The following is a 24,885-nucleotide window of genomic DNA, read 5'->3' as shown; positions in this document are numbered from 1 at the left end:
GATCCCGCCGCTCAGTCCTTGCCGTCTCCCCGATCACGCACCCGGTCACCGAGATTCGCCTTCTCGTCGCGGTCGAGCGCATCCACGTCGATGAAGCGCGACTTGCCCTGCGTGGCACGGTTGACGAAGAACGTCACCACCCACAGCGCCACACCGAGGAGCAGCATCGCGCCGGCGATGCGGTACTGGATCATCTGCGCATCGGTCCGCGCCCACGGTCCGACGAGGAACAGGCACAGCGTGCCGCCCGTCACCGGAACCCACAGCGGTGCACTGAAGCCCGTCGTCTCCTTCTTACGCTTGAGCACCAGGTTGGCGACGTTGACCACCGCGAACACGCAGAGCAGCAGCAGCCCGGTCGTTCCGGACAGAGCGCTGACGACCGAGTTCCCCTGCAGCTGGTTGACCACCACGATCAGCACCAGTGCCATGACGGTGGAGAACATGATGGCCGCCCACGGCGAGCGACGCGTCGGCAGAACAGCGCTCAGCGACTTGGGCAGGATGCGCTGACGCCCGAGGCCGTAGATCAACCGACTCGCCATCAGCATGTTGATCAGCGCCGTGTTGGCGACGGCGAACACCGTCAGGTACGGGAAGATTTCGTCGATCGGCAGTCCCGGTGCGCCGAGTCTCACGACGTGGAGCAGGATGCCCTCGCTGCCGGAGTCGTAGTCCAGCGGCAGGACCGCGATCACGGCCACGACGACGAGAACGTAGATGAGGCAGGCGATGCCGAGTCCGGAGAGCATCATCTTCGGGAAGATCTTCTCGGGCTCCTTGGTCTCCTCGACCATGTTCACCGAGTCCTCGAAGCCGACCATCGCGAAGAAAGCAATGGTGGTCGCGACGGTGACGGCGAGGAACCAGCCCTTCTCGTTGGCGTCGTCGAACACGACCAGATTGGCGATGTCGCCCTCGGCGCTACCACTTCCCACCGCGACGAAGCCGATCGCGATGACGATGGCGAGCGCTGCCATCTCGATGATCGTCAGGATCACGTTGAACTTGACCGACTCGCCGACACCGCGCAGATTGATCGCCGCCAGCAGCAGCATGAAGGCCAGTGCGACCACCAATTGCGCTGTGTCGCCGGTGGGTACGTCGAACCACCCGATGCCGTCCTCGGTGCTGAAGGTCTCGTGCAGGCCGGCCAACAGGTTGCCCGCCACCACGTTCGAGGACGTCGAGGCGCTGGTGATGCCGGAGCAGATGACGGCGAACGCGACGAGGAACGTCGCGAAATGGATGCCGAAGGCCTTGTGCGTGTACAGCGCGGCGCCGGCGGCCTGCGGGTACTTGCACACCAGCTCGAGATAGGAGAACGCGGTCAGCGTCGCCACGACGAAGGCGAGGATGAACGGCAGCCACGCCATTCCGCCGACATTGGCGATCATGTCGCCTGTCACGGCGTAGACGCCGGCGCCCAGGATGTCGCCGACGATGAAGAGCAACAGCAGTCCGGGTCCGAGGACCCGCTTGAGTTCCGGCGTGGCCGAGGTCTCGGTCTCCGCGGTCTGAGTCATGATTCCTCCGCTCGCTCCCCCGTCGCGCAACACTAGGCCCGGTGAGGCGCCGGCGCGAGGCATACGGCGGGAGACACGCAGAGAGGAACAGACCGTTCGGACCGCGCGACATTCCTCGACGCACTGCATCCGTGAACGCCGACAGGCCCGAGCCGTGATGGCTCGGGCCTGTCGGGGTGTGTCAGGTGATCAGATCACCAGGAGCTCTTGTGCACTCCGGGGAGCTCGCCGCGGTGCGCCATCTCGCGCACGCAGATACGGCAGAGGCCGAACTTGCGGAACACGGAGTGCGGACGGCCGCAACGCTGGCAGCGGGTGTACGCACGAACCGCGAACTTCGGCTTCTTGTTGGCCTTGTTGACCAGTGCCTTCTTAGCCATACGCTCAGTTCTCCTTGAACGGGAAGCCGAGGTGCTTGAGCAGCGCGCGGCCTTCGTCGTTGTTGGTGGCCGTCGTGACGACGGTGATGTCCATGCCGCGAGGGCGATCGATCTTGTCGACGTCGATCTCGTGGAACATCGACTGCTCGTTCAGGCCGAACGTGTAGTTGCCGTTGCCGTCGAACTGCGTGCCCGACAGGCCACGGAAGTCCCTGATGCGGGGAAGCGCGATGGACACGAGACGGTCCAGGAACTCCCACATGCGGTCGCCGCGCAGCGTGACGCGCGCGCCGATGGGCATGCCCTCGCGGAGCTTGAACTGCGCGATGGACTTGCGAGCCTTGCGGATCTCGGGCTTCTGGCCGGTGATCGCGGCGAGGTCTGCGACCGCACCGTTGATCAGCTTCGCGTCACGGGCGGCGTCGCCGACACCCATGTTGACGACGACCTTGACGATGCCGGGGATCTGCATGACGTTGGCGTACTCGAACTCGGTGTTCAGCGCGTCCTTGATCTCCTCGCGGTAGCGAGTCTTCAGGCGCGGAACGATCTTGTTCTCGGTGGTCGTCATCAGATGTCCTTCCCGTTCTTACGGGAAATCCGAACGCGCTTGCCGTTGTCGTCGGTGCGGTAGCCCACGCGGGTGGGGTTGCCGTCCGAGTCGATGACCGCGACGTTGGAAACGTGAATGGGGGCTTCCTGCGTGACGATGCCGCCCGAGGAGGCGCCGCGCTCGTTGGCCGAGACAGCGGTGTGCTTCTTGATGCGGTTGACGCCCTCGACGAGGACCTTGGAGGTCTCGGGGTAGGCCGTGATGACCTTGCCCTTCGCTCCCTTGTCCTTACCGGAGATGACGAGAACCGTGTCGCCCTTGTGCACCTTCATCTCACAACACCTCCGGAGCCAGCGACACGATGCGCATGAACTTCTTCTCACGCAGCTCGCGGCCGACCGGGCCGAAGATGCGGGTACCGCGGGGGTCGTTGTCAGGCTTGATGAGAACGGCAGCGTTCTCGTCGAACTTGATGTACGAACCGTCGGCGCGGCGACGCTCCTTCGTGGTGCGGACGATGACGGCCTTGACGACCTCGCCCTTCTTGATGTTTCCACCGGGGATCGCGTCCTTGACGGTGGCGACGATGACGTCGCCGATCCCGGCGTAACGGCGTGACGAGCCACCGAGAACGCGAATGCACAAGATTTCCTTGGCACCCGTGTTGTCGGCGACGCGAAGCCGCGACTCCTGCTGAATCATGGGTCTCCTAGTGACCTGGATGTACGTACGCGGCGGATACCGACCCGACGCGCGCGGTCTGTGGCCCTGGCCGACGCATGCGTCTACCACGGGCAACCGCTCTAGTGTAGGGAACACGCGGACGGGATCCAAATCCCCACCACGCGCGACGGCACAGGTCTCTGTCAGGCGCCGGTGGCACACTGATGTCCGTGGACAGCCTCGCACGGGGGGAGAACCGCCCCGCACCCTCGGACAGCCTCGACATCTCCGTGTCCGGCGCCGCCGTGGACATCTCGGCGCTCCTGCTGAACTCCGCGGGCCGGGTTCGATCGGACGCGGACCTGGTCTTCTTCAACAACCCGGTCGGCCCCGGTGTGACGTACGGCAGCGGCGGGATCCGCGTGGACACCGGTGCGGTGCCCCGCGACGTCGACACCGTGGCCGTCACCGCCAGCCTGGACGGATCGGGCCCCACCACGTTCGGCGGCCTGGAGCCGACCATCTCCATCGGACCGGACCTGTCGTTCCGGATGAGCGGACTCACGAGCGAGACCGCCGTCGTGTGCGTCGAGATCTACCGACGCGGCGACGCCTGGAAGGTCCGCGCCGTGGGCCAGGGCTTCGACGACGGGCTCGCGGGCATCGCGACGAACTTCGGCATCACCGTCGACGACGAGCCCGCGCCGGCCACGACACCGGCACCGACACCGACACCGACACCGACCGTCGTCCCCACCACAGCAGCACCACAACCCGTACCGACGCAGGGAGCACTGGCCGTGAGAAGTGAACTGTTCGCCCCCACCCACGCCGAGGTCCAGGGCGTCGGCATCCAGAAGCAGGGCAGCAAGATGGCCCGCGTCGCGATGAACGGCGAGATCATGGCGCGCTCGGGATCGATGGTGGCCTACCAGGGCGACCTGAAGTTCGAGGCGCAGGGATCCGGCGGCATCGGCAACATGATCCGTCGCACGGTGACGGGCGAGGGTGTGCCGCTGATGAAGGTGTCCGGTCGCGGCGACCTCTTCCTCGCGAACGCTGCCCAGGACGTGCACATCATCGACCTCGACGGCAGCGACGGTCTCACCATCAACGGCGCCAACGTGCTCGCGTTCGACTCGTCGCTGTCGTACCGCATCGGCCGGGTCCAGGGTGCGGCCGCCAGCAGCAACGCGGGCCTGTTCAACTGCATCTTCACCGGGCAGGGGCGCATCGCCATCACCACCGACGGGCAACCCGTCGTGCTGAACGTCGACCAGCCCACCTTCGCGGATCCGCAGGCTGCGGTCGCGTGGTCGTCGAGCCTGCAGACCTCGGTGAAGAGCAACGATCAACTCAACTTCGGCACCCTCATCGGCCGCAGCACCGGCGAGCGCTTCACCCTGCAGTTCTCCGGGCAGGGGTTCGTCGTCGTGCAGCCGTCGGAGCAGCCGCCCGGCGGGTTCGTCGGCGGCACGGGCGGCGGGCAGCAGGCCGGTGTCGGCGGCGCGCTGGGTGGCCTGCTCGGACGGTGACCCGCGCGACACGGGTTCCCGTCCCCGGGTACGGTTTCGGGGATGGTAACCGACAGGGCAGGCCTGAAGTCGGCCGAAATCGGCCGCGGGGCGGTGGCCGGTCCGGTCTGCCTCGACACCAGGGCGGGGGTGATGACGTGACGACACGCGTCGACACCGCGACGCCCTGGTGGCACGACGCCCCGCTGGACCGGGTCGTACGACTGTCCGGCGCCGCGATGCGCGATCTCGCCGAGTCGGTGGACCCGCTGCCGTCCGATGCTCCGGCCGCACTCTTCTTCACCCTGTCGAACGGCTCCGCGTCGGAGATGGTGGACGCCGTCGTCGCCGCGATCGAGCAGGCCGCGCTCGACCTCGTCCCCTTCCTGCTGCCCGGCGATGTCGGCGACCGCTCGTCGCTGGCGCGCGACGCCGCGCGGACCCGAGCGCGGCAGTGGGCGTCGACGAGCGAACACTTCGGTCCGTACCTCGCCCATCTCGCGGGCGCGTCGACGTCGGGTCGTCCCCTGCGTGTCGACGCCTTCGCTCGCGAGACCCGAGCCGCCGGTGCCGCCCGCGTGATCGCCGACGTCCACGGGCGAGAGCGCGCCGTCCTCGTCGTGGACGTCCCCGCCGACGCCGACCCGGCAGCGGTGGCGACCGCCGCGGAATGGTGGTGCAGCACCGGGACGGGCGTGTGGTTGACCGGGGCCGGTGCACCCGCCGTGGACAGGTTCCCGGTGCTGACCGTGCGCACTCCGTCGACCCCGGACGACGTCGACACCATCGTCGACCGCTTCCGGCCGCTGAGCTACCCGCCCGTCGAGGGGCGTCCGTACGCGGCCAGCGCGGCGGAGATCCTGCTGGACCGCGTCCTCTCCACCCGCGAGTGGGCGGCGGGCCGACGCCACAACCGCTCCGTCCGGCCGACGACGTTGAGCAGACCGTTCACGCTGGACGTGTCGTGGGTCGATGAGAGGGTCGCCATCGAGATCGACGGCCACGAGCACCGTGCGCGTGCTCAGTTCGCCGACGACCGGTCCCGCGACAACCTGCTGCAGACGCACGGCTGGATCGTGCTGCGCTTCACCAACGAGGACGTGCTCGCGGACCACGAGAGCGTGATGACGATGATCGAACAGGCACTGCACCGACGACGATCGAAGGGGACTCCCACGTGAGCGCGAACGAGTTGACCGGCACCGAGGTGTCCGTGCTGATGGTGCTGATGGCCGAGGCACGCGCGGTGCGCAACCCCGAACTGTCGACGCTCGGGCCCGAGTTGAAGAAGCCCCACCGGGACCACCTCGCGTCGCTCGGCCTGATCGAGGTGGGCAAGCAGGGTCGGACGATGACCGTCGAGCTCACCGACAAGGGCTGGAAGCACTGCTCCGACCTGATGGGCACGCAGGCGCCGAAGGGTGCGGCCGGCCCCGGCAAGGCCCTGTTCACCGTCATGGCAGGCCTCGGCCGGTGGTTCCACCGCGACGACGTACGTCCCGCCGAGGTCTTCTTCCCGCGCGACACTCCGACGTCGATCACGGCGCCGCCGACGCCACCCAACGCCATCGTCGCCCCCGCGGTCCGCAGTGAACTGTCCGCCGCGGACGTCGAACAGCGGATCCGGTCGACGTACGCGGACCTCGCTCGTGAGCCCGGGGCCTGGGTGCGGCTGTCGCGGCTGCGGCCCGCCCTGTCCGACATCTCGCGCACGGATCTCGACGAGGCGCTCGCCCGGCTGCGACGCGCCCCCGACGTCTCCCTCATCCCCGAGGAGAACCAGAAGACGCTGACCGACGAGGACCGCGCCGCGGCCGTCGATGTCGGCAACCAGCAGAACCACCTCTTGGCGATCGAACAGTGATGGGCGGCTCCACGATGACGACCACGAAGTCCGAACAGATCCGCGCTCTCGAGTCGGTGCGGCTGAGTTGGGCCCCCACACCCGACGACGTGTGGCGGTCCCAGTCGGACGTCCACGTGCCCGGGATGCACGAGCGGGTGTTCACCGAGGTCATGAGTGCGTACACCGACGCCGAGAACTCGGACGACGCCAGTCCGCTCGGCGTCGTCGTGCAGGGCCCCGCGGGTTCCGGCAAGACGCACCTTCTCGGGCAGGTCCGCGAGGAGGTGCAGTCGCGCGGCGGCTACTTCTTCCTCATCCGGCTCCTCGACGCCGCGGGTTTCTGGCGCTCGACGCTGATGGGCATGCTCGACGATCTCAACCGCCCATCGGGTCGCGGTGACGACAGTCAGCTCCGCCTGGTCCTGCGGCGGCTCTGCGACATCGCCGGCGTGAGCGAGGACCAGCGGCGACAGGTCATGGGCGAGACCATGATCGACGCCGACACGCTGAACGAGTTCGTCACCGGCGTCTACAAGGCCCATCCCCGCCATCGTCGGACCTCCCAGCACACCCTGCGTGCCCTGGTCCTCTCGATCGCACCCGACGCGGCCGTGCAGGACATCGGCGACGCCTACCTGCAGTCGATCGACGACGTGGACGCCGACGAGTTCGAGTCGTGGGGCATCCGCCGCGCGGAGCTCGGTCACCAGGGCATCGCGGAGAACATCTCCCGACTGCTCGCGATCACGGGTCCCACCATCCTCGCCATCGATCAGATCGACACCCTCGTCGCGCAGGCGCGCACCGGCGCCGACAAGGACTACGCGGACGAGCAGGAGGACAAGGTGGTCGAGCAGCTCGCCCACGGTCTGATGACTCTCCGTGAGACGTTGCCGCGCACCGCCTCCGTGTTGTCGGCGCTGTCGAGCGCGTGGGATCTGATCGCCGCTCGCGGGGTCGCACCGATGCGTGACCGGTTCCGGGTGACGCAGCGGCTCAAGCCGATTCCGTCGTCGGACGTCGGCCGCCTGCTGCTCGAGCGTCGCCTCGAGGCGTGCTTCCGCGAGGTCGGCTTCGCCACCCCGCACCCGACATGGCCGGTGGCCGTCGACGCGTTCGACAAGGCGCCGGACTTCACTCCCCGCCAGCTGCTCATCGCCGTCGACAAGCACATCCGCCACTGCCTCGAGACGGGGGTCGCGACGGAACTGACCGACTTCGCCTCCAGCGGAGGGGGATCCGACACACCGTCGCTCCCCACGGCCAAGCGATCCGAACTCGAGGCGCTCGACGAGCGGTACGCGCAGTTGCGCAGCGCCGCGGACGTCTCGACACCGCTCGAACCCGGCACCGAGGACAGCCTCGTCCCGGCACTGCTCTCCGCCGGTCTCGACGCCTGGATCCACGAGCACCAGTCGTCCGACGACAGCCTCGCGCAGGATCCTCCGCCGAGCGGCCGCCCAGCATTGCACGCACGGCTCCGCCACACCGTCGACAGCGACACCGACGACGAGGAACACTGGTGCTTCCGCGCCGTCTCCTCCACCAATGCCCGTGCGGCCCTGGCCCGTATCGAGCGGGCCGTCACCGCGGCGGGTCTCCACATCGACATGCCGCGCCGTCGGTTGATCCTCATCCGCAACGCACCGTGGCCCAAGGGCGCGAAGACGGAACAGACCGTGGCGGCGCTGCACCGCGCCGGTGGTGTCGAGGTGCCGCTGAGCGAGGACGATCGCCGCTCGCTGCACGCCCTGGGCGCTCTCCGGTCGGAGAACTCGCCGGCCCTCACGTCGTGGCTGCTCGCTCGCAAGCCGGCGCACGAGATCGCGTTGTTCCGCGAGGTGCTGCCCGACGCGAGCGTCGTCGACGACGACCAGGCACTCATCGAACCCGAGGTGTCGCAGGCTCCCGCGGCAACTCCGCGCCGGGAGCAGATCGAGATGGGGACGGAGCTCAGCACCAACGCCGAGGTCCGCATTCCGCTCGAGGCGCTGCGCAAGCACACGGCGATCTTCGCCGGATCGGGCAGCGGCAAGACCGTGCTCATCCGCCGGCTGGTCGAGGGAGTGTGCCCTGCACGGTGTCTCGTCGATCGTGCTCGACATCAACAACGATCTCGCCCGCCTCGGGACACCGTGGCCGGAGGACGAACGCACGTGGCCGCCGGGCGACGAGGCGAAAGCTGCTGCGTACCTGCGGGACACGGACGTCGTCGTCTGGACTCCGCGCAAGTCGTCGGGGCGGCCGCTCAGTTTCCAGCCGCTCCCCGACTTCGCCAGCGTCGTCAACGACAAGGACGAGTTCGACGCGTCCGTCGAGTCGGGTCTCGCGGCGCTGGCTCCCGCCGCACTGGCGACGGGCACCACGGAGAAGGCGAAGCACCGCCAGGCGGTGCTGCGCGCGGCACTCGACGGGTTCGGGCGGCGCTCGGCCGGCGACATGTCGGACTTCATCGACCTGCTGGAGAATCTCCCCGCCGACGCCAGCGATCTGCGCGACGCCGTGCGCATCGCGGCCGATCTCGCCGAGAACCTCAAGGCCGCGATGACGAACGACCCGATGTTCGCCGGGTCCGGCACTCCCGTCGATCCGGGCGTGCTGCTCACCCCGGCCGAGGGAAAGAAGGCGCGCGTGTCCGTCATCAACCTCTCGGGGCTCACCACCGAGGAGCAGAAGCAGAGCTTCGTCAATCAGCTGCAGATGGGTCTGTTCGCTTGGATCAAGAAGAACCCGGCGGGTGATCGACCGCTCGGCGGACTCTTCGTCATGGACGAGGCGCAGAACTACGCGCCCTCGGACAAGGCGACACCGGCCACGCACAGCACGCTCGCACTCGCGTCGCAGGCCCGGAAGTACGGCTTGGGCCTCGTCTTTGCGACACAGGCACCCAAGGGGCTGCACAATCGCATCGCCGGAAACGCGGCCACCCAGTTCTACGGCCTGCTGAACAGTCCCGCCCAGATCCAGGCGGCGCAGGAAATGGCGCGCGCCAAGGGCGGTTCCGTACCCGACGTCGGACGTCTCCCCGCAGGTCAGTTCTACGCGGCCGTCGAGGGTTCGGAGTTCCGGCGTACGGCCACTCCCCTGTGCCTCACCTTCCACCCGAAGAGTCCCCCCACCGAAGAGGAGGTCCTCGCGCTGGCGCGCGAGTGAGAGGAGAAGTCCTGGCGCCGGCGCGCGAGTAGCGTTGTTCGCATGGCTTATAGATTTCTGGGCAACAGCGGACTCAAGGTTTCCGAGATCACCTACGGCAACTGGCTCACCCACGGGTCGCAGGTGGAGAACGACGTCGCGACCGCCTGCGTGAAGGCGGCTCTCGACGCCGGCATCACGACGTTCGACACCGCGGACGTCTACGCCAACGGCGCGGCCGAGACCGTGCTGGGCAAGGCGGTGGCGGGCGAGCGTCGTGAAGGTCTCGAGATCTTCACCAAGGTGTATTTCCCGGTCGGCGAGAAGGGCCCGAACGACACGGGGCTCTCGCGCAAGCACATCTTCGAGGGCATCGAGAACTCTCTGCGACGCCTCGGCACCGACTACGTGGATCTCTACCAGGCGCACCGATACGACCACGAGACGCCGCTCGAGGAGACCATCGCCGCCTTCGGTGACGTCGTCCAGCAGGGCAAGGCGTTGTACATCGGCGTGTCCGAGTGGACCGCGGACCAGCTCCGCGAAGCGCAGACACTGGCCCGGCAGCGCGGTTTCTCCATCGTCTCCAATCAGCCTCAGTACTCCGCACTCTGGCGCGTCATCGAGTCCGACGTGGTCCCGGCGTCCAAGGAACTCGGTATCTCGCAGGTCGTCTGGTCACCGCTGGCTCAGGGCGTCCTCACGGGCAAGTACGTTCCCGGACAGCCGCTTCCCGAGGGGTCGCGCGCGACCGACGACAAGGGCGGCGCGGACATGATCTCGCGCTACATGAACGACGAGACGCTGACGCGCGTGCAGAAGCTGAAGCCGATCGCCGACGACCTGGGCATCACGATGTCCCAGCTCGCCATCGCCTGGGTGCTGGCCAACGACAACATCGCGGCCGCTCTCGTCGGCGCGTCTCGTCCCGAGCAGATCGCCGACAACGTCAAGGCGCAGGACGTCACCCTCGACCCCGACGTGCTCGCCAAGATCGACGAGGCGCTGGGCGACATCGTCGAGAAGGATCCGTCGAAGACGGTGAGTCCCGAGAAGCGTCTGGTCTGAGGTCAAGATCAGGTAAAGGATCGGTCAGATACGTCTGAAGGCGTGCAGGATCCGGGATGCCGGGGTCGAATGAGACAGGACTTCCGTACCCCGGATCCTTGCGGCCGACGGTGGCACCCTCACCACCATCGAGAATGCCATCAATTCCACCTTCGAACCCGTCACCGAGGCGGTCACCACCGTCGTCTTCTTCTCCGTCGACATCGGCGGCGCGTCGGTCCCTCTGGTCGTGATCTGGCTCCTGGCCGCCGCGATCATCTTCACGGTCACCTTCAAGTTCCTGCAGGTACGCGGCGCCAAACACGCGGTGGAACTGGTCCGCGGGAAACACGACGACCCCACAGCACCCGGCGAGGTGAGCCACTTGGGAGCCCTGACCGCCGCCGTGTCCGGCACCGTCGGGCTCGGCAACATCGCCGGTGTCGCGGTCGCGGTCACCCTGGGCGGACCCGGTGCCACGCTGTGGATGATCCTCGCCGGCTTCCTCGGTATGGCCACCAAGTTCGTCGAGTGCACGCTGGGTGTGAAGTACCGCGACGTCCACGAGGACGGCACCGTCTCCGGTGGTCCCATGAAGTACCTCACCAAGGGGCTCGCGGAGCGCGGGATGAGCCGAGTCGGGAAGATCATGGCCACCGTCTACGCCGTGATCATCATCTTCTTCGGCATCTCCGGCGGAAACATGTTCCAGGCGAACCAGACCTACGCTCAGGTGCGCAGTGTCACCGGTGGCGACGAGGGTTTCCTCGGCTCGGACGGCGCGAAGTTCGGTTTCGGGCTCGTCGTCGCCGTGGTGATCGGGCTGGTCATCATCGGCGGGATGAAGTCCATCTCCGCCGTGACGGCCAAGCTGGTTCCCGCCATGGCCATCGTCTACGTGCTGGGATGCGCCGTGGTGATCGCCGTCAACATCGAGCAGGTCCCCGGCGCCATGAGTGCGATCGTGACGGGCGCCTTCTCCCCCACGGGCGTGGCGGGTGGCGTACTGGGCGTCATGATCATCGGCATCCAGCGCGCCGCGTTCTCGAACGGGACTGGGTTCGGCCTCCATCGCGCACTCGGCAGTCAAGACGCGTCATCCGGTCACCGAGGGATTCGTGGCCATGCTCGAACCGTTCATCGACACGGTCGTGATCTGCACGGCCACCGCTCTGACGATCGTCATCGCGAACACGCAGTCCTGGCAGGACCAGCGCGCCATCGTCGCGGAGACCGGCGCTCTTCCTGCCGGCGGCGTCACACTCACCTCGGACGCGTTCGAGACGGTGCTCCCCTGGTTCCCGTACATTCTGACGGTCGCGGTGGCGCTCTTCGCGCTGTCCACCGCCATCACGTGGGCCTACTACGGGTCGCAGGCGTGGACGTCCCTCTTCGGCCGCAGCGCCCTCGCCAGGCACAGCTTCACCGTCATCTTCTGCCTCTTCACCGTCGTCGGCACGGTGCTGTCGCTCGGATCCGTACTGGACTTCGCGGATGCGGCGCTGTTTGCCCTGGCCTTCGTCAACATCATCGGCCTCTACCTGCTGCTTCCCGTCGTGAAGCGGGAGTTGCGCGACTACATGGCGCATCGCCGGGGCGAGACGGTGGCGGTCGACGACGTGGACGTCACGGGCTGACCGCGCCTACGCCTCCAACGCCCCCGCGATCCGCTGTTCGATCTGTGCGTACGCCGTCGTCGGCAGCGTCACCAGGCCCTCGAGCTCGGTGCGCGCCTTGCGGTACGCCGCCTGTCGCTCGGCGGGGGTCGAGGCGCCGTCCAAGGCCATGCGCAGCAGCGACTGCGCGCGAGTGAGTCGGTTCTGCTCCGCCTCACTGAAGTTCCCGCGGCGGCGACGCTTGGCCTCGGACTCGGCGGCGGTGAACGCCATTGCGTAGTCGTGCACGGCCGAGCGGTAGAGCCGCTGCGCCTCGACATCGCCGACCAGTTCGTCCGCCGCCGACGGCCGGAGGGAGTCGGCTTCGAGCTTGGCTCGGTGGAAGGCCACCGTCATCGGGTCGCGCATGTTCGTCATCATGGGGAACTCGAGCAGGTTGATGACGTCGGTCTCGTAGGCGAACCACCGAGCGTTCACGTCGTCGTGCTCGGCGAGCGCCTTCTCGACGGATCGACGTTGTGTCTCCGCGTCCTGCTTCGTGGACTTCGAGAGTTCGAGCGCTGCGACCTTGGCCTGCTGCTTGATGCGGTACCGCTCGAGGCGACGATCCGCACGTCGCTCGTTGGCGGCGCTGACCGCCTTGGCCGCACCCGCGATGGACCCGCCGAAGACGAACCACAGCCACCAGTACTGGCCGGCGAACTGCATCACACTGTCCATGCCGATCCCCTCTCGTCCGGCCATCGTAGCGAGGACCGGAGAACGCAGAACGACCCCGCACTCACGAGGAGTGCGGGGTCGTCCATGGGTGCTGCAGGTGTTACTTGGCCTTCTCGAGGACCTCGACCAGTCGCCAGTGCTTCGTGGCGGACAGGGGGCGGGTCTCCATGAGCTGAACGCGGTCGCCGACGCCGGCGACTCCGTTCTCGTCATGGGCCTTGACCTTGGTGGTGCGTCGGATGATCTTGCCGTAGAGGGCGTGCTTCACACGGTCCTCCAGCTCGACGACGATCGTCTTCTGCATCTTGTCGGAGACGACGTATCCGATACGCGTCTTCCGGCTGTTGCGGGTGGTCTCTTCAGTCACTGTTTCCTCGCTCATGCTGCGTCACCTGCCGTGTCCTCGGAAGGTCCGGCGGCAAGCCCGAGCTCGCGCTCGCGCATCACGGTGTAGATGCGCGCGATCTCGTGGCGGACGACGCGCAGCCGACGGTTGTTGTCCAGCTGGCCGGTGGCCATCTGGAAGCGGAGGTTGAACAGCTCCTCCTTCGACTCACGAAGGCGGGTGATCAGTTCTTCGTCGCCGAGCTCGCGGAGCTCGGCAGCCGGGGTACCGGTAGCCATCAGAACTGAACCTCCCTCGTGATGATGCGTGCCTTGATCGGCAGCTTGTGAATCGCGCGCGTCAGTGCTTCACGAGCGATCTGCTCGTCCGGGTAGCTGAGCTCGAAGAGCACGCGGCCGGGCTTGACGTTGGCGACCCACCACTCCGGCGAACCCTTACCGGAACCCATGCGGGTCTCGGCAGGCTTCTTCGTGAGCGGACGGTCCGGGTAGATGTTGATCCAGACCTTGCCACCACGCTTGATGTGGCGGGTGACGGCGATACGGGCTGCCTCGATCTGACGGTTGGTGATGTAGGCGGGCTCGAGAGCCTGGATGCCGTATTCACCGAAGGTCACCTGAGTTCCGCCCTTGGCGGCACCCGAACGCTTGGGGTGGTGCTGCTTGCGGTGCTTGACCCGACGGGGGATCAACATGCGTCAGCCCTCCTTCTGCTCGGTCGTAGCGGGTGCATCAGCGGTTGCGGTCGCTGCGCGGCCGGCCTCGGTGCTGGTCGCCGTGGTGCCCGAGGCACCGCTGCGACGCGGACGAGACGGACGCTCGCGACGGGGACGATCGCCTGCCGGAGCAGCGGCGGCGACAGCTTCACGCTTGCCACCGACGATGTCGCCCTTGTAGATCCAGACCTTCACGCCGATGCGACCGAAGGTGGTCTTCGCCTCGTAGAGGCCGTAGTCGATGTCCGCACGCAGTGTGTGCAGCGGAACGCGACCTTCGCGGTAGAACTCGGAACGGCTCATCTCCGCGCCGCCGAGGCGACCGGAGCACTGAACGCGGATGCCCTTGACGTTCGGCTGACGCATGGCCGACTGAATGGCCTTGCGCATCGCACGACGGAAAGCGACACGGTTCGAGAGCTGCTCGGCCACACCCTGTGCGACGAGCTGTGCCTCTGACTCGGCGTTCTTGACCTCGAGGATGTTCAGCTGGACCTGCTTGCCGGTCAGCTTCTCGAGCTCGGAACGGATGCGATCCGCCTCGGCGCCGCGGCGACCGATGACGATGCCCGGACGCGCGGTGTGGATGTCGACGCGAACCCGATCACGGGTGCGCTCGATCTCCACCTTGGCGATGCCGGCGCGCTCCATGCCCGTGGCGAGGAGCTTGCGGATCTGCACGTCTTCCTTGACGTACTCCGCGTACTGCTTGTCTGCGTACCAGCGGGACTTCCAGTCGGTCGTGATGCCGAGGCGGAAGCCGTGCGGGTTGATCTTCTGGCCCACTACTGAGCTCCCTTCCGGCGACCACGTGTCGAGCCGCCGGTCTTGGGCAGGCTCTCCACGATGACCGTGATGTGAGATGTGCGCTTACGAATGCGGAACGCACGACCCTGGGCACGAGGCTGGAAACGCTTGAGGGTCGCGCCCTCGTCGACGAATGCAGCCGAGACGATCAACGTGCTCGGATCGAGATCCAGGTTGTTCTCCGCGTTGGCCGCTGCCGAGGCAACGACCTTGGCGACGGGCTCGCTGGCAGCCTGCGGTGCGAACTTGAGGATGTTCAGGGCATCCTCGACGCTCTTTCCGCGGACCAGGTCCACGACGCGACGGGCCTTCATCGGCGTCACGCGAACGTGCTTGGCCGTGGCCCGGGCGATCGGGTTGTCGGTGGGGGTGAAGTTGGTCATCGCCGCTTCGCCTTCCGGTCGTCCTTGATGTGACCCTTGAAGGTCCTCGTCGGCGCGAATTCACCGAGCTTGTGTCCGACCATCGCATCCGAGACGAACACCGGGACGTGCTTGCGACCGTCGTGGACGGCGAAGGTGTGACCGATGAAGTCGGGGGTGATGGTCGAGCGGCGTGACCAGGTCTTGATGACCTGCTTCGTGCCCTTGTCGTTCTGAACGTCCACCTTTTTCAGGAGGTGGTCGTCGACGAACGGGCCTTTCTTCAGACTGCGTGGCATCTGCTACTCCCTCCTGATTATCGCTTGTTCTTGCCGGTGCGGCGGCGGCGGACGATGAGCTGATCGCTCGGCTTGTTCTTGCGGGTACGGCCTTCCGGCTGTCCCCACGGGCTGACCGGGTGGCGACCACCGGAGGTCTTGCCCTCGCCACCACCGTGCGGGTGGTCGACCGGGTTCATGACGACACCACGGACGGTCGGGCGCTTGCCCTTCCAGCGCATACGGCCGGCCTTGCCCCAGTTGATGTTGGACTGTTCGGCGTTGCCCACCTCGCCGACGGTGGCGCGGCAGCGCACGTCGACTCGACGGATCTCACCGGACGGCATACGCAGCGTGGCGTAGGCGCCTTCCTTACCGAGGAGCTGAGCACCGGCACCGGCGGAGCGAACCATCTTGGCGCCGCCACCCGGACGAAGCTCCACCGCGTGGATGGTGGTACCCGTCGGGATGTTGCGGAGCGGGAGGTTGTTGCCGGGCTTGATGTCGGCCGTGGCACCCGACTCGATGGGCGAACCCTGCGAGATGCCCTTCGGCGCGATGATGTAGCGCTTCTCACCGTCTGCGAAGTGCAGCAGCGCGATGTTGGCGGTGCGGTTGGGGTCGTACTCGATGTGAGCGACCTTGGCCGGCACGCCGTCCTTGTCGTTGCGGCGGAAGTCGATGAGCCGGTAGGCGCGCTTGTGACCGCCACCCTTGTGACGGGTGGTGATGCGGCCGTGTGCGTTGCGGCCACCGCGGCCGTGCAGCGGGCGGATGAGCGACTTCTCCGGTGTCGAGCGCGTGATCTCCGCGAAATCGGAGACACTCGCGCCACGACGACCGGGAGTGGTCGGCTTGTACTTACGAATTGCCATGTTTGTCTCGTCCCTTGATCCTCGAGGACCCTCTGAGCTCCGGCCGCTTACGCGACCGGGCCTCCGAAGATCTCGATGGGCTTGCTGTCGGCCGAGAGGGTCACGAGCGCGCGCTTGGTGCTCTTACGCGTGCCGTAGCCGAATCGGGTCCGCTTGCGCTTGCCCTGCCGGTTGGCGGTGTTCACGCTGGTCACAGTCACGCCGAAGACCTTCTCGACAGCGATCTTGATCTGCGTCTTGTTCGAGTCCGGGTGCACGATGAACGTGTAGGTCCCCTGCTCGATGAGCCCGTACGACTTCTCCGAGATGACCGGGGCCAGCAGGATGTCGCGGGGATCGGCAATGGTGCTCACTTGTCCTCCTCCTGTGAATCCGTTGCTGCCTTGGCCGGTCCTGCGATGAACGTGTTCAGTGCCTCGACACTGAAGATCACGTCGTCTGCCTCGAGGACGTCGTAGGTGTTGAGCTGATCGGGCGCGATGGGGTGAACGCCGTCGAGGTTCTGGACGGACTTCCATGCGGCCAGGTCTGCGCGGCCGATGACCAGCAGAACCTTCTTGCGATCGGTGAGCTCCGCGAGGAACGTGCGAGCACCCTTGGTGGAGGGCACCTGTCCCGCGACGAGCTCGGTGATCACGTGGATGCGCTCGCTGCGCGCCCGGTCGGAGAGGGCACCGCGGAGAGCTGCAGCGATCATCTTCTTGGGGGTGCGCTGGCTGTAGTCGCGCGGCTGCGGGCCGTGGACGGTGCCACCGCCGACGAACTGCGGTGCGCGGGTCGAGCCCTGACGTGCGCGGCCGGTGCCCTTCTGGCGGTACGGCTTCTTGCCGCCACCGCGGACCTCGCCACGCGTCTTCGTCGAGTGCGTTCCCTGACGTGCCGCAGCGAGCTGCGCGACGACGACCTGGTGCATCAGCGCGATGTTCGCGGTGCGATCGAAGATCTCGGCGGGGAGATCGACGGTGCCGTTGGTCTTGCCACCGAGCTCCTTGACGTCGAGCGTCAGGTTGGCTTCGGTCTTCTTCTCGAGACTGGTCATGCTCGCGCACCACCCTTCACTGCGCTCTTGACGATCACGACGCCGCCCTTGCGGCCCGGGATCGCACCCTTGATCAGCAGCAGACCGTTCTCGGCATCGACCTTGTGCACCGAGAGGTTCTGCGTGGTGATGCGGTCGCTACCCATGCGGCCCGACATGCGCATGCCCTTGAAGACACGGCCGGGGGTCGCGCAGCCACCGATGGAACCGGGGCGGCGGTGGACAGCCTGCGCACCGTGGCTCGCGCCCTGGCCCTTGAAGCCGTGGCGCTTCATCGTTCCCGCGAAGCCCTTGCCCTTGCTGACTCCGGTGACGTCGACGAAAGCGCCGTCCTCGAACTCGGCTGCGGTGAGCTCCTGGCCGATCTCGTAGCCTGCGGCGTCGGCGACGCGCAGCTCCGCGAGATGGCGGCGAGGCGTGACGCCTGCCTTGGCGAACTGGCCGGTGACCGGCTTGTTCACCTTGCGGGGATCGATGGCACCGAAGGCGACCTGGACGGCGCTGTAGCCGTCGCGCTCCTCGGTACGGATCGCGGTCACGACGTTCGGGTCAGCCTTCACGACGGTGACCGGGACGACGCGGTTGTTCTCGTCGAAGACCTGGGTCATGCCGAGCTTGGTGCCCAGAATGCCCTTGGCCGGACGCTTGATGTTGTCAGTCATGGTTGTCTCCGCGCTCACTGAATGTTGACGTCGACGCTTGCCGGCAGGTCGATGCGCATGAGCGCGTCGACCGTCTTCGGCGTCGGGTCGAGAATGTCGATGAGTCGCTTGTGCGTGCGCATCTCGAAGTGCTCGCGAGAGTCCTTGTACTTGTGCGGCGAACGGATGACGCAGTACACGTTCTTCTCGGTGGGCAACGGCACAGGTCCGACCACGCGTGCCCCGGTGCGGGTCACGGTCTCGACGATCTTGCGCGCGGACGCGTCGATCGCCTCGTGGTCGTAGGCCTTGAGCCTGATGCGGATCTTTTGTCCCGCCACGCTTATGTCCTCTTCCTTGCCCTGGTTAACCGTTGGTCAGGTCTCTCGTCTCCGGATGTCGATCCGGAGAACCCGGCAGTGTGCTGACCCGACGCCGGCATGAAGCCGAGCGCGAGGCGCATCCATGAGGACGAACGTGGCGGACTCTCGCATCCACGCACACGCGTAGCCAGGAGGAATCCGTTGCCGCTGTTCATCTGTCATGGTTCTCCGGTCCACGCGGTCGGGCGTGTCGCATTCCCGCACATGATTTCTCCCTCGGCCCGAACTCGACCGGCGGGAGAACGCGGACCGGATGCGCCCATCGTGCCGGCGCAATCACTGCATGTCGTTCTCGTCGCATACCTCGACCGCGAGATCACGTCGCAACACGCACAACAGAGATCACCTCGGTCAAGGCAACCCGAACAGTATTACCCACGCCGGGGGTCGAGTTCAAATCGAGGCGGTACCGCGGCCGGAACGCACGGTCGATCGCAGCGATCCGCGCAGGTGGTACCCATCCGCACGTGGTGCAACCAGCGCGGACGACCGGTCAGCGCGCGGATTTACCGCGCCCGACCAACTTACCGCCGAGTAAGGTGCAGCCATGGCAACGGTCACCAGCACGTACGCGCTCTGGCAGCGACTCCCCGGCGGGATCACCCGCTCCCTGGCGTTCTCCGCGGGAATGTGTGTCCGCGTGCCCTTCTTCGCCACGGTCCTCCCCCGCGTACGGGAGCTCGCCCCCGGGCGGTGCGTGGTCTCCGGGCCCACGTGGTTCGGAGTGCACAACCACCTGGGCACCTTCCACGCCATCGCGGCCTGCAATCTGGCCGAGGTGGCGATGGGGATGCTCGCCGAGGCGACGATCCCCACGACCCACCGGTGGATCCCCAAGGGCATGAACGTCCAGTACCTGGCCCCCGGCAGATCCGGGCTCACCGCCACCGCGCTGCTCGACGATCGGCCGGACTGGGAATCGGTGACCAGCGGCGTGGAACTCGTCATCCCGGTCAGCCTGCGCGACGCCGGCGGCACCGAGGTCGTCCACGCCGACATCACCGTGTGGGTCAGCCCGCGGTGACTTCCGACCGGCCTCCGGCCTGCCCGCGGTGACGTCCGACCGGCCTCCGGCCTGCCCGCGGTGACATCCGACCGGCCTCCGGCCTGCCCGCGGTGACATCCGGTGCTCTGCTGTCGGTCAGCTCCCGGGAGGTGCTTCCGACAGCGCTGCCGGCCGGAAGGTGCGCTCGGTGAGCAGACGTCTCGGCGAGAAGGACCGGCGAACAGGGTCGTAGGCGCGGTACGGGAACCAGAACACCGCGTGCGAGAGCCAGGTGACCGGTGCGACGAGCCACCGCAACGACCAGTTCGAGCGACCGTGGATCTCGAAACTGGTGATGCCGGCCTTGACGAACGACGTGTACTGCAGCGGCGGTGTCAACGCGCGCCGCGGCGAGATGTCGGCCCACATCTCGGTGGGCTGGACGATGGAGTAGCCGGCCTCGATGAGACACAGCGCGAAGTCGATGTCCTCGTGCACGTCGGAACGGGACGTCAGCTTGTCCTGGACCGCGTCCCAGGCCTCCAGCCGCACCGCCATGTTGGCGCCGTGCATGTTGTCGATCTTCATGCCGTTGCCCAGGACCTTCGCCCGGACGAGCGCGTCGACGAGCCATTTCTTCGACCTGGTGAACGGTGAGTCGTAGGGCGCGCTCAATCCCGTGATACCACCGAGATTGAGATCGGAATCCGCGTCCCGGAATGTCTGCTTCACGGCGGACACCCATCCGGCGCCGATTCGGGTGTCCGCGTCGATACGCCCGATGATGTCCGATGTCGCTTCCCGGAAACCCGTATTACGGGAGAAGAACAATCCTTTTCGCGGTTCGTGCACGAGGCGAATCTTCGGCTCGCGCGCCGCGTACTCCTTCACGATCTGCACCGTGTCGTCCATCGACCCGTTGTCCACGACGATGACCTCGGACAACTCGTCGATCTGCGGCAACACGTGATCGAGACACGCTGCGATGTAGTCCTCCTCGTCGAGGACAGGAATGACGAGACTGGTGACCGTTCCCTGCAATGTCATGATCGGCGACCCCCTTTCCACCGTCGACAATAAGGGGACGCGCCGCAAAGTTCGACACGCTCGCGGCCGTGGCGCACAGCCGGAGAATCAGACTCCGAGGGACGCCGCCACCATGGGCCAGGATTCGTGCAGGTCCTCCTGCCAGTAGGCCCAGGAATGCGTTCCGTTGTCTCGGAACTTCACCGTGGCCGGAATGCCGAGTTGCGCCAGTCGCTCCGCGAACGTCCGCGTGCACGTGTTGGTGATCGACTCGATGCCGCCGCCCACGACGACCCGGTTGATCAGTGCGGGGACGTCGCCTGCGATGCGGGCACTCTGGAGAGTCTCGTCGAAGCCCGGCAGCCCACTCCCCGTGGTGACGTAGAGAGGAGTGCCGCGCAGCTTGTCCGCGTTGAGCAACGCGTCGTTGGCCGCCCACTCCGGACCGTCGTCGGGTCCCCACATGTTCTCCGTGTCGCCCCCGCCGCGCGCCTCGACCACGAGCTTGACGAAGGCGCGGCCCAGGTCGTCCGATGTGCCGGCACAGCCGCTGAAGGACGCGACCGACGAGTAGAAGCCGGGTCGATCGGCGGCCAGCATCAGAACCGCGCTCGCTGCCATCGAGATGCCGCCGACGGCCTGGGTACCCGTTGTTCCGAGCGAGCGGTTCATGAGAGGGGGCAGCTCGTCCAGCAGGAAGGTCTCCCACTTGTTGCGGCCGAGCTCCGGGTCGTCCGCGACCCAGTCGGTGTAGTAGCTGAAGGCGCCGGCCTTGGGCACGACCACGTTGACGTTCTTGTCCGCGAAGAAAGTGGACACATCGGCCTGATCGGGCCAGTTGCTCGACGGATCCTCGCCGCCACTCGCCCCGTTGAGCAGGTAGTACGTGGGGCGCGGGGCCGAGGTGTCGGCCGGCCGGAACACCTGCAGCGGAACCGACCGATCCATCGACGGCGAGTACACGGTGACGAGGTACTGCTGACCGCCGACGAACTCCACATTCTCCACCCGCGCACCCGAGGCGGTCTCGACCGCGGCGATCGGTGCGTCGTCCGCTCGGGCGACGGTGGGGGTGGCAGTCATGAGCGCACCGACCACCGCAGCGGCGACCAGAGCGGTGATCGGCCGTCGTGTCCACGTCATCGTCGTATCCCTCTCGCACTGCACTCCCGGCGACAGTGCACTGCCGTCACAGCAGTGTCATGCGCCCCATCGCCTCGCACTCTAGGCGACGTCACAGACGGGCGTGCGGCCATGCACGAGCAAGAAGATTCGTCATTCCGGTAACACGGGCCTGAAACAGGGCGATCATCGGGTACAGGCGGCCGAACGAGGCTGCGGCCCGGTGACAGCGTTCCGGCCCCGACCGAGACGAAGGCGGTACTTCCGATGGCGACACGACGACATACCTCCGCGGTGGGTGAGCCGATGGCACCGCGGGACGCGCTGAACTACTACTTCGAGAGCGAGCGCACGCCGGGCACCATCGTGCACGGCATCGTCGTGGACGCCGCCCGCTCGGACGGATCGCTCCGCACGCTTGCGGACGTCGAGCGCTTCGCGCGAAGCGTGCTCGACCTCCACCCTCTGTTCCGGCGTCGCCTGCGGACGACGATCGCCGACCTCGCCTTTCCCGTGTGGGTCGAGTGCGACGTCGACGTCCGCGCGCACGTGTTCGTCCACGATGCTTCCGCGGCCGACGAGCATCCGGACCACTTCCTGCGTCGACGAGTGATGGACGCCTCGAGCACGCCGTTCGACTTCGACGTCCCCGCGTGGCAGATCCACCTCGTGACAGGTCTGCGCGGAGTACCGGGCGTTCCCGAGGGCGGCAGCGTGCTCCTCCTCAAGGTGCACCACAGCGCCATCGACGGGATGGGCACCACGTCGCTCGTCCACCGGATGCTGGCCCCGCCGTCCGCGGACGTCTCGGCGCACCGCAACGACGTCTTCGACCGCGAGAGCATCGCCGTGCCGACCCCGTTCGCTGCTCTCCGTTCGCTTCCCCGCGAGTTCGCCGGTTTCGCCGGCCGCGGCGTCCGCCGGTGGCGTGCGGTCCGGCAGCTCGACCCTGCACAGCGACCCACCGCCCATCACTACCCGGCCACGCGTTTCAATCGAAATCTCGCTCCGGACATGACGTTCGGATTGGCGTGGTTCGACCTCGATCGTGTTCGCGCGATCAAGTCCGCCGTGCCTGGCGCGACCGTGAACGACGTCGTCATGACAGTGGTGTCGATCGCGCTGTCGGACTACCTGGGCGGCGAGCTCCCGGCCGCGAGCCTCGGGGCGTCGTTCCCCGTCGACGTGCGCACCGTCGACACGACGGGCGAGACCGCGAACCAGCTCGCGATCGCCGTGGTCGATCTGTTCACGGACGTCGCAGATCCGGTCGACCGTCTGCGCGCGGTCTCCGCGGCAGCACGCGACCGCAAGTCGGACCTCGCGACGCGGCTCCGCAGCCTCCCCTCCCATCCCATGAACTCGGCACCGGCCCCACTGCTGGCGGCGATCGCTCGACTGATGCCCCGCCGCCCCGCTGCCCCCACGACGACCGGCACGAACACGTTGATCTCCAACATCGCCTACGGCAACGACCGGATGGAGTTGGCGGGCGCGCCCGTGACGGGCGTGTTCGCACCCCTCCCCGTGGTGGAGGGGGTCCAACTCGCACACGTCGTCGTGTCGGCCGGCCGTCGGATGTGCCTGAGCGCGGTGTCCCACCGCGCCCTGATGCCGGACGTCGACCGCTACACGGCCCTGCTCGCCTCGGCGGTGGACACGCTCGCGGTCGCGACCGACACCAGCGAGCGCACGTCCGTCGCCACCGTTGCTTAGCATGCCTACAGTTTTGTTACAGCGTAAAAACGGGCATAAAGCTTGTACAGAACGTTCGGTCGGAGTAGCTTTCCCCTTCATCACATCGCTGAAGGGCCGGAACATGACCATGGCACGTCGGGGCACGGCCGAACGTGGTACCGCCATGCACGCACGCGACGCCCTCAATTTCTTCTTCGAGTCGCCGCTGACGTCCGCCGCCGTGGTGCACTGCTACGTCCTGGCCGACGGCGCGTCCGTGCGCTCCGTCGCCGATGCCGCCGAGTTCGGGCGCGGCATCCTCGCGCTCGATCCGCTCTTCACCCGGCGGCTGGTGTCGGTCCCCGCGAACCTGGCGTTCCCTCACTGGGTACCGACCGAGGTCGACGTCACCGAGCACGTCTACGTGCACACGCCGCGGGCGGGACAGAGCCGCGACCTGCTCGTGTCGATGATCACCGACTTCACGACCACACGGCTGCCGCGTGAACGCCCGCCGTGGCAGTTCCACTTCGTCCTCGACGTCACCGGCATCGACGGGGTGGCCGAGGGCGCCACCGTGGTGATCTTCCGGAGCCACCACAGCGCGATCGACGGCATGGGGTCCGTCGAACTGGTGAACCGCGTCTTCGGCCCGAACCCGACACCGCGCGTGGACCCGGACACTGCGGTGGACGTCCCGGGTCCCGTCCGAGCGGCACGCGCACTTCCGCGCGACATCGTGACCCTCACGGGAGCGGCGCTGCGGCGGCGAACGGCGGCCCGCGCGCTGAAGGCCTCGTCCGACTCCGGCACCGCAGCGCACGAATCCTTCCCCGCCACGCGCTTCAACCGTCGAGTACGCCCGTCGATGGTCTTCGACATGACGTTCTTCGAGATGAGCCGTGTCCGCGCACTGAAGAACAGGGCCGGAGGCGTCACTCTCAACGACGTCATGGTCACGGTCGTCTCGCTCGCGCTGTCCGCGTATCTCGCGGAGGACGGTGAGCTGCCCACCGACTCGTTGGGCACCACCATCCCGGTGAGCACGCGCGCCATGGGGGAGAGCACCAACGCCAACCGGATCGCGGTCGCGACGTTGTCGCTGCACACCGATGTGATCGACCCGGTGGTGCGCCTGCGGGCCGTGCACGCGTCGGCGTCGCGGGCCAAGGACCACGCCACCGCTGTCGCCACCCGGCTGCCGGCGCATCCGCTCACCGTGATGCCGGCGCCGCTGATGGCGTTGCTGGGCAAGACCATGAGGTCACCGGCCGCACCGGCACGGGTCGCCACCAACACGATGATCACCAACGTGCCGTACGGCGTGGGCGGAGTCACGATCGCCGGATCATCCATGGTGGGCGTCTTCGGGCCCCTCCCCACCGTCACCGGAGTGGCTCTGGCGCACGCCGTCGCCACCTTCGGCGCGTCGATGTTCGTGTCGGTCACGTCCGTGGACGACGCGATGCCGGACACCGCTCGATACATACGCCACATCCGCACCGCATTCGACCGTCTGGAGGCGGCGGTCGCTCCGAGCGACGCCGATCCTCCGGCGACGCAGGCCGCCGCCACCCCCACGACGATCACGGTCTCGCCGTGACGTCCTCTCACTCGTTCCGCAGCCCGAAC

Annotated in this window: 26 protein-coding genes and 2 pseudogenes; 9 read left to right on the top strand and 19 right to left on the bottom strand. The window is 67.2% G+C overall.

Annotation, left to right across the window (positions count from 1 at the left end; genetic code table 11):
• Positions 1–11 precede the first annotated feature (11 nt).
• From QE397_RS02345 to rplN, 5 genes are all read right to left on the bottom strand, one after another.
• Positions 12–1,526 carry an APC family permease gene (locus QE397_RS02345; protein WP_051613170.1) on the bottom strand — a complete coding sequence of 505 codons (1,515 nt, stop codon included), beginning with the start codon at positions 1,524–1,526 and terminating at the stop codon, positions 12–14.
• 194 nt (positions 1,527–1,720) lie between these two features.
• Positions 1,721–1,906, bottom strand: a complete 186-nt coding sequence (locus QE397_RS02340) for a type Z 30S ribosomal protein S14 (RefSeq protein WP_027504665.1) — start codon at positions 1,904–1,906, stop codon at positions 1,721–1,723.
• A gap of 4 nt (positions 1,907–1,910) precedes the next feature.
• Positions 1,911–2,477 (bottom strand): 50S ribosomal protein L5, encoded by a 567-nt coding sequence (gene rplE / locus QE397_RS02335; protein WP_027504664.1) that lies wholly within the window; start codon positions 2,475–2,477, stop codon positions 1,911–1,913.
• Entirely contained in the window at positions 2,477–2,791 is a 315-nt protein-coding gene (rplX, locus tag QE397_RS02330) for a 50S ribosomal protein L24 (protein ID WP_027504663.1), read from the bottom strand. The genes rplE and rplX overlap by 1 nt, the downstream gene beginning before the upstream one ends.
• Before the next feature lies 1 nt (position 2,792).
• On the bottom strand, positions 2,793–3,161 hold the full coding sequence (rplN, locus tag QE397_RS02325) for a 50S ribosomal protein L14 (protein ID WP_027504662.1): 369 nt from the start codon (positions 3,159–3,161) through the stop codon (positions 2,793–2,795).
• Positions 3,162–3,346: 185 nt separating this feature from the next.
• Between rplN and QE397_RS02320 the strand changes: the two genes are divergently transcribed.
• The 6 genes and pseudogenes from QE397_RS02320 to QE397_RS21745 all read left to right on the top strand — a co-directional run bounded on the left by QE397_RS02320 (position 3,347) and on the right by QE397_RS21745 (position 12,298).
• Complete coding sequence (locus QE397_RS02320) at positions 3,347–4,657, top strand: AIM24 family protein (protein WP_373425204.1); 1,311 nt, start codon at positions 3,347–3,349, stop codon at positions 4,655–4,657.
• Positions 4,658–4,794: 137 nt separating this feature from the next.
• Positions 4,795–5,817, top strand: a complete 1,023-nt coding sequence (locus QE397_RS02315; RefSeq protein ID WP_307091411.1) for an endonuclease domain-containing protein — start codon at positions 4,795–4,797, stop codon at positions 5,815–5,817.
• Positions 5,814–6,500: a hypothetical protein gene (locus QE397_RS02310; RefSeq protein WP_222630467.1), complete on the top strand. Its 687-nt coding sequence runs from the start codon at positions 5,814–5,816 to the stop codon at positions 6,498–6,500. The genes QE397_RS02315 and QE397_RS02310 overlap by 4 nt, the downstream gene beginning before the upstream one ends.
• A 14-nt stretch (positions 6,501–6,514) precedes the next feature.
• Positions 6,515–9,635: pseudogene (locus tag QE397_RS02305) on the top strand (helicase HerA domain-containing protein).
• 42 nt (positions 9,636–9,677) lie between these two features.
• The gene (locus tag QE397_RS02300; protein WP_307091409.1) at positions 9,678–10,682 is read left to right on the top strand and encodes an aldo/keto reductase family protein; all 1,005 of its coding nucleotides are present in this window, start codon (positions 9,678–9,680) and stop codon (positions 10,680–10,682) included.
• 229 nt (positions 10,683–10,911) lie between these two features.
• Positions 10,912–12,298 (top strand): annotated as a pseudogene (locus QE397_RS21745) (alanine/glycine:cation symporter family protein).
• 6 nt (positions 12,299–12,304) lie between these two features.
• Here the strand turns inward: QE397_RS21745 and QE397_RS02275 are convergent.
• From QE397_RS02275 to rpsJ, 12 genes are all read right to left on the bottom strand, one after another.
• Positions 12,305–12,997: a hypothetical protein gene (locus tag QE397_RS02275; RefSeq protein ID WP_307091402.1), complete on the bottom strand. Its 693-nt coding sequence runs from the start codon at positions 12,995–12,997 to the stop codon at positions 12,305–12,307.
• Positions 12,998–13,097: 100 nt separating this feature from the next.
• Positions 13,098–13,379: a 30S ribosomal protein S17 gene (rpsQ, locus tag QE397_RS02270; protein ID WP_027504655.1), complete on the bottom strand. Its 282-nt coding sequence runs from the start codon at positions 13,377–13,379 to the stop codon at positions 13,098–13,100.
• Entirely contained in the window at positions 13,376–13,621 is a 246-nt protein-coding gene (rpmC, locus tag QE397_RS02265; RefSeq protein WP_027504654.1) for a 50S ribosomal protein L29, read from the bottom strand. Before rpmC ends, rpsQ begins: the two co-directional genes overlap by 4 nt.
• Positions 13,621–14,037 carry a 50S ribosomal protein L16 gene (gene rplP / locus QE397_RS02260; RefSeq protein WP_027504653.1) on the bottom strand — a complete coding sequence of 139 codons (417 nt, stop codon included), beginning with the start codon at positions 14,035–14,037 and terminating at the stop codon, positions 13,621–13,623. The genes rpmC and rplP overlap by 1 nt, the downstream gene beginning before the upstream one ends.
• A 3-nt stretch (positions 14,038–14,040) precedes the next feature.
• Positions 14,041–14,844: a 30S ribosomal protein S3 gene (gene rpsC, locus QE397_RS02255; RefSeq protein WP_027504652.1), complete on the bottom strand. Its 804-nt coding sequence runs from the start codon at positions 14,842–14,844 to the stop codon at positions 14,041–14,043.
• A complete protein-coding gene (gene rplV / locus QE397_RS02250) occupies positions 14,844–15,248 on the bottom strand; it encodes a 50S ribosomal protein L22 (protein WP_027504651.1) in 405 nt (134 codons plus the stop codon). Before rplV ends, rpsC begins: the two co-directional genes overlap by 1 nt.
• Complete coding sequence (rpsS, locus tag QE397_RS02245) at positions 15,245–15,526, bottom strand: 30S ribosomal protein S19 (RefSeq protein ID WP_027504650.1); 282 nt, start codon at positions 15,524–15,526, stop codon at positions 15,245–15,247. The genes rplV and rpsS overlap by 4 nt, the downstream gene beginning before the upstream one ends.
• Before the next feature lie 17 nt (positions 15,527–15,543).
• Positions 15,544–16,380 (bottom strand): 50S ribosomal protein L2, encoded by an 837-nt coding sequence (gene rplB / locus QE397_RS02240; protein WP_027504649.1) that lies wholly within the window; start codon positions 16,378–16,380, stop codon positions 15,544–15,546.
• A 47-nt stretch (positions 16,381–16,427) separates the two neighbouring features.
• On the bottom strand, positions 16,428–16,733 hold the full coding sequence (rplW, locus tag QE397_RS02235) for a 50S ribosomal protein L23 (RefSeq protein WP_027504648.1): 306 nt from the start codon (positions 16,731–16,733) through the stop codon (positions 16,428–16,430).
• Positions 16,730–17,419 (bottom strand): 50S ribosomal protein L4, encoded by a 690-nt coding sequence (rplD, locus tag QE397_RS02230; protein WP_027504647.1) that lies wholly within the window; start codon positions 17,417–17,419, stop codon positions 16,730–16,732. Before rplD ends, rplW begins: the two co-directional genes overlap by 4 nt.
• Entirely contained in the window at positions 17,416–18,081 is a 666-nt protein-coding gene (rplC, locus tag QE397_RS02225) for a 50S ribosomal protein L3 (protein ID WP_027504646.1), read from the bottom strand. Before rplC ends, rplD begins: the two co-directional genes overlap by 4 nt.
• Positions 18,082–18,095: 14 nt before the next feature.
• Complete coding sequence (gene rpsJ / locus QE397_RS02220) at positions 18,096–18,401, bottom strand: 30S ribosomal protein S10 (RefSeq protein ID WP_003938093.1); 306 nt, start codon at positions 18,399–18,401, stop codon at positions 18,096–18,098.
• Positions 18,402–18,990: 589 nt separating this feature from the next.
• Between rpsJ and QE397_RS02215 the strand changes: the two genes are divergently transcribed.
• The gene (locus QE397_RS02215) at positions 18,991–19,467 is read left to right on the top strand and encodes a hotdog fold domain-containing protein (protein WP_027504645.1); all 477 of its coding nucleotides are present in this window, start codon (positions 18,991–18,993) and stop codon (positions 19,465–19,467) included.
• Positions 19,468–19,584: 117 nt separating this feature from the next.
• Here the strand turns inward: QE397_RS02215 and QE397_RS02210 are convergent, their stop codons facing one another.
• Complete coding sequence (locus QE397_RS02210) at positions 19,585–20,475, bottom strand: glycosyltransferase (RefSeq protein ID WP_051613102.1); 891 nt, start codon at positions 20,473–20,475, stop codon at positions 19,585–19,587.
• Between the two features lie 87 nt (positions 20,476–20,562).
• On the bottom strand, positions 20,563–21,597 hold the full coding sequence (locus tag QE397_RS02205) for an alpha/beta hydrolase family protein (RefSeq protein WP_222631704.1): 1,035 nt from the start codon (positions 21,595–21,597) through the stop codon (positions 20,563–20,565).
• A 246-nt stretch (positions 21,598–21,843) separates the two neighbouring features.
• Between QE397_RS02205 and QE397_RS02200 the strand changes: the two genes are divergently transcribed.
• Positions 21,844–23,292, top strand: coding sequence for a wax ester/triacylglycerol synthase domain-containing protein (locus QE397_RS02200; protein ID WP_307091394.1), 1,449 nt, complete (start codon positions 21,844–21,846; stop codon positions 23,290–23,292).
• A gap of 103 nt (positions 23,293–23,395) precedes the next feature.
• Positions 23,396–24,856 carry a wax ester/triacylglycerol synthase domain-containing protein gene (locus tag QE397_RS02195; RefSeq protein ID WP_307091392.1) on the top strand — a complete coding sequence of 487 codons (1,461 nt, stop codon included), beginning with the start codon at positions 23,396–23,398 and terminating at the stop codon, positions 24,854–24,856.
• Positions 24,857–24,885 lie beyond the last annotated feature (29 nt).

This window comes from Rhodococcus sp. SORGH_AS_0301 (genome assembly GCF_030818285.1).
Lineage (GTDB): Bacteria > Actinomycetota > Actinomycetes > Mycobacteriales > Mycobacteriaceae > Rhodococcoides.
This window is presented reverse-complemented; position numbering and strand designations above follow the sequence as displayed.